Origin of the sequence: Hydrogenophilus thiooxidans (genome assembly GCF_019049855.1) — a bacterium.
GTDB classification, from domain to species: Bacteria; Pseudomonadota; Gammaproteobacteria; order Burkholderiales; family Rhodocyclaceae; genus Hydrogenophilus; species Hydrogenophilus thiooxidans.
Genome location: NZ_JAHLSY010000043.1, coordinates 1 through 4,322 on the forward strand (window position 1 = coordinate 1; position 4,322 = coordinate 4,322).

Below are 4,322 nucleotides of genomic sequence, written 5' to 3' on the forward strand. Positions count from 1 at the left end.
CGGTACGCTTCGAAGAGTTTAGCACGACTTCGGGGAATATAATGATATGGTACCTGACAGCTACCAAATTCCGGCGTACCACAGCAAAGTCAGAAAACTGGGAATCAACTGGAAGATCAAAAAAGGGGAGCGCACCGCCACGACCGTGGAGGCGTTTCGCAAAACACGCATTGGGCAGTGGCTCGAACGAAGCGGCATCGCAATCGCCCATGATCAGATCGCAGCGATCCACTGTGCGTTGAACATTTTGTGCGACGTGGCGTTATCTATGACAGAGCACCCCAAAAAAGGATGATGCGCCTGCGCAACCCCCGCGAAATGCCAAACCCTACCAATCAGAAGCTTTAGCAGAGGTTTACCATGGACATGATGCAACACCTCTCTGCCCGGCTGCATGAGATCGAACGCCAGCACTTCGGCGTCACCATCGGGCTCATTCAGGCCGTGGAGCGGGGCGAACTTCCCGATGAGATCGCCCGCGCCGTGCGCGCCTCAGAAGCATGGCGGCAGTACCAAGAGCTCGTCGCGCAAGAGGACGACGCGCTGACCGCACCGGTGGCCGAACCAGGCGATGCCATACCGATGCCCGCTGCACTGCGCGAACTGATCGCTCGCCGCGTGGCGGCGAACCGTCAACACGGCACCGAGCCCATTGGGCGTCCGGGCCAGATCGTCTGCGTCGAGCGCATCACCCTGCCCGAAGGCGCCGAACCGATGCCGGGCGTGATGACTGCGCCGCTTTATGTCCTACTGGATGCGCCGGACGAAGAGATGGCCACCTTTTGGCACGGCTGGATCGCCGCTGGTGAGGTCGAGTTCGCCGGCCCATGGGACCACGTGATCCAGGAAGAAGAGGGGGCCGTCGACCCGGAAGCGGCGATGGTGCAGGTGTGGAACCCGGTGCGGCTCTACCTGCCGATGGCAACCCGCGTCGTGGGCCGTGTGGCAAAAGACCGGTTGGATGCGATCCGGTCGCTAGCCGCCGACTTTCTCACCGATACCCTCCCGGATTACCTGCCGGTTGCGATCGGCAAAATCGCGGTGCGGGAGACCTCGACAGGCCACTGGGTGGTTACTGGCGGTAATCTGGGCGGTAACGGCGACCCCCGCCACCGCTACCAGCAGCTCTACCTAGACGCTGCCGATGCGATCCGCGAAGCGGCACTTGCCGCGGTGCGTGCTTTGGCCACACAAACCCACGTCGCGCCAGCCAACGACACCCCGCGCACAACGTGGTGGGAACAAGGCGAACGGCTCTGGGAGCGCCTGGTGGCCGCGCTGGGCGACGCCTTCACCTGGCAACCCCAGATTGCCGTTGCAATGAGTGGCGATGCGGCCCAGACCGCGCAAGCGGTGCCAGAAAACGCCTGCGCGCTCAACTGGCGTAACTTGGCGCATATCGTGTACCAGAGCGATCCGCGGTCGCCAGAAGGGCTCCTTGCAGTGCGCAACGGAGCAGAGCGCCCACTGAGCGTCGAACTGCGCGATGCCGACGGCAACCTGCTCGAAGTCGCCGAGATTGCCCCGGGTGAAGCAGAAACGTTCGGATGGGACGAACGGTACGCCACCCTGACCCTCTCTGTCGACGGTCTTGCGGACACCATCCCGCTTGGGGAAGCGCTGCGGAAACGCATGGATGGATGACGCCCTGCCGTTTCTTGCGATCTGGCCGCACCAGGACCGGATCGCGATCCTCACCCCGAACCACCACGGGACGGTTCCTCGCTGCTCGCCGCCGACAAGCGGCACGGTGTGGGAAGCCTCACCCCTTGCCGCGCTCATCCCATTCCTCCCCAAACGGGAAAACGGCGGCCGGTGGCTGCTCTTCCTCGATGCCGAACTCCCTGCCGCATGGCACCACGCCCCGTGGGAAACCACCCAACTCCAGGGCAAACCGCTCTCCGAGCACGCGCTGATCGTGCGCCGCGGTCGATTCATCCCTCCTGCTGACCGCCCGTGGGCAACCCTACCGCTTCGCTGCTTCGACGCTTTTCCCTGCCACGAATACCCCTTCGCCGAACGACTGTCCCGCTGGGTGCGCGAACGGCGCTTGCGCCACGTCACCCGCGAAGCACTGCGGACGCGCAAAATATCGGCGAACACACCCCTGGTCGTCCTCGCGCACGGCAGCACCACCGGATTGCGCGATCGCAACGGAGCGGCGCTCGACGCCGAAACCTACTTCACCCACATCGAGCGCCTGTGGCTCTTGGCCTGCAATCACGGCGCCCTGACCGAGCTGGTCGACCAACTGCTGCAACGGGGCGTCAAAACGGTGGTGGCCGCAACCGATCTCCTCGATGCACCCACCATCGCGGCCCTTCTTGACACCTATCTCGAACAGTGCGCCTCCTCGCCTCCGGAACCCGCGCGGTGGCTGACGCACCTGCAGTCCGACGCCGCCCCAGGGGGGCTCGAACGCCTCACCCTGTGGGGCGAAATCCCGCTCACCCAACGCTGGCACGGCCACTACTGGCGCCATGTCCGGTTTGGTGAACCGCTGCCGCTCGATGAGCGCTGTGGGCAGGAGCACTTTGCCCAGACGTTCGCCCTATGGAACACCGCCGCGCTCTGGCCCATCGTGCGCGAAACGCTTGCTCCGCCCCTTCTGTGGCTTGCCGAAAAGTTCGACCACGGCGCCATCCGGCCTTTGGAACGAGCGGTAGAACAAAGCCTGGCCCAAAACCCACAACCCCAGCGCTTTCACGCGCTGGCAAACGGTGCCCGCCGCTTTGGCGATTACCCGCGCGCGGTGCGCTACCTTCTGGCCGGGCTCGAACACACCCACGAAGACGAAAGCGGTCGCGGCAAGCTGCTCGGTGCGCTCATCAACCAACTGATCGATTGGGATCTGCCCGAAGCGGCGCAGGAACTCTGCAACCACTACCACCTGATCGACTGGCCCGACGCCGAACAGAGCGCGCAAGCGGAACGGCGCTACCTTGATTTCACCGCCCGAATCCAACTGCGGCGGGGCCAGCCGGAACCGGCGCTCGAACGCCTGGCGAAAAAATGGCGCCATGCCCGGCAACTCGGAGAATCGGGACTACGGGAAGCGGCAAGCGCCCTCTACGCGGCGGCTTGGTACGCGCGCCAACACCCCGCATTCGCCCCGACCGGCCAATGGGCGTGGCTTGCCGCGGCGATGACCGAAGAGATCCCCCCAAAAGCCTTCACCACCGCAAAAGGAAACGATACCCTTCTCTACTGCCTGCGTGCCCAAGCGGCGTGGGCCTGGCAACAGGCTCGTGCAGGCGACTCCCGCCTGGCGATGCACCTTGCCGAGCGCTATGCCGCTGCGGCGCGCATCGCGCTCAGGCAGCAGGAAGACCCGGGACCTGCCGCCTACTTCCTCCTCTACCTTGCGCTTTCCGGGCAGCGACTTCCCGATGACGCCGAAGCGCGCGCGCTGGAAGCACTGAAGGACGCCCGATACCTCCTGGAAAGCGCCCTCTTTGCCGCCTGGCTTGGCAAAACGCACACAGCCACAGCCTGCCACCGACAATTCGCCAAGGTGCGCCGGCAAAGCGCCGCAAAAGTGCTGAACCACCCGCAAGTATCTCTGTTCGAACTGAACAAACACCTGTGTCCGGATGCGATCGCCATACGCGAAGCGCAGGAGGCGGAGAGTTTTGCCGACCCCTTGGTCGCACTTCGATACGGAACGCTGCCACTTTGAGCCATGCCCGACGATGGGACAAAAGCACAAAAAATAGGCATAAATTCGGGACCTCTTGTGAAACGGTCGACACCCTTATCCCAACCGGTTGGGCTTGTCACCGTGTTCATGGAGTGCTGCAGCCGACCGGCGCGCTGATCGGCTGCATTTTTTGCTTTTTTACAGAAACCTGCTTTTCTTTGTTTCGGTAGATCCCTTTTCCGTACCAAAAAGCTGCAGCGTCAGGCCGTCAGGCCTTGAACGCGATGGGGATGGAAGGATGCTGTGATGGGCGCAGCGACGGCTTGCGATGAAGCAGCGTGGGCATTTTGTCGCTGTATGGGTGGGGAAAACGGAAACGTCAGGTTACGCGATCACCCATACCGTGATTTGCGCCTATGATATTGCCGATGACCGGGAGGGTGCGCAGGCCCGAGATTGGGAGGCGTTCGTGCTACTCGGCAAAGACCTCGTCGAGCGTGTGCGCATCGAGCACCCGATCGAGCCAACGCTCGATCTCCTCGCGGCTTGCGGTGCTCAGGCGCACCTGCACCGCTTCCGGAAGCGGCCCGAAGCGTTTGGTGAGCTGCCGCTGCAAGGTTTGCAGCTCACCGAGGTAAAAACCCTTTTCCTCACCTTGCTGCAACCCTTGTTGCAACCCCTG

4 protein-coding genes are annotated in these 4,322 nt (G+C 63.2%); 3 read left to right on the forward strand and 1 reads right to left on the reverse strand.

Going from position 1 to position 4,322, the window contains the following annotated elements:
• Window positions 1–46 precede the first annotated feature (46 nt).
• The 3 genes from KUL93_RS11005 to KUL93_RS11015 all read left to right on the forward strand — a co-directional run bounded on the left by KUL93_RS11005 (window position 47) and on the right by KUL93_RS11015 (window position 3,679).
• Entirely contained in the window at window positions 47–295 is a 249-nt protein-coding gene (locus KUL93_RS11005; protein ID WP_217127085.1) for a hypothetical protein, read from the forward strand.
• A 65-nt stretch (window positions 296–360) separates the two neighbouring features.
• A complete protein-coding gene (locus KUL93_RS11010) occupies window positions 361–1,644 on the forward strand; it encodes a hypothetical protein (protein ID WP_217127086.1) in 1,284 nt (427 codons plus the stop codon).
• Entirely contained in the window at window positions 1,637–3,679 is a 2,043-nt protein-coding gene (locus tag KUL93_RS11015; RefSeq protein ID WP_217127087.1) for a hypothetical protein, read from the forward strand. Before KUL93_RS11010 ends, KUL93_RS11015 begins: the two co-directional genes overlap by 8 nt.
• A 433-nt stretch (window positions 3,680–4,112) precedes the next feature.
• Here KUL93_RS11015 and KUL93_RS11020 read toward each other — a convergent pair.
• Window positions 4,113–4,322 (reverse strand): DUF4351 domain-containing protein (locus tag KUL93_RS11020; RefSeq protein ID WP_217127088.1); only part of this gene is annotated, 210 nt, incomplete at its 5' end.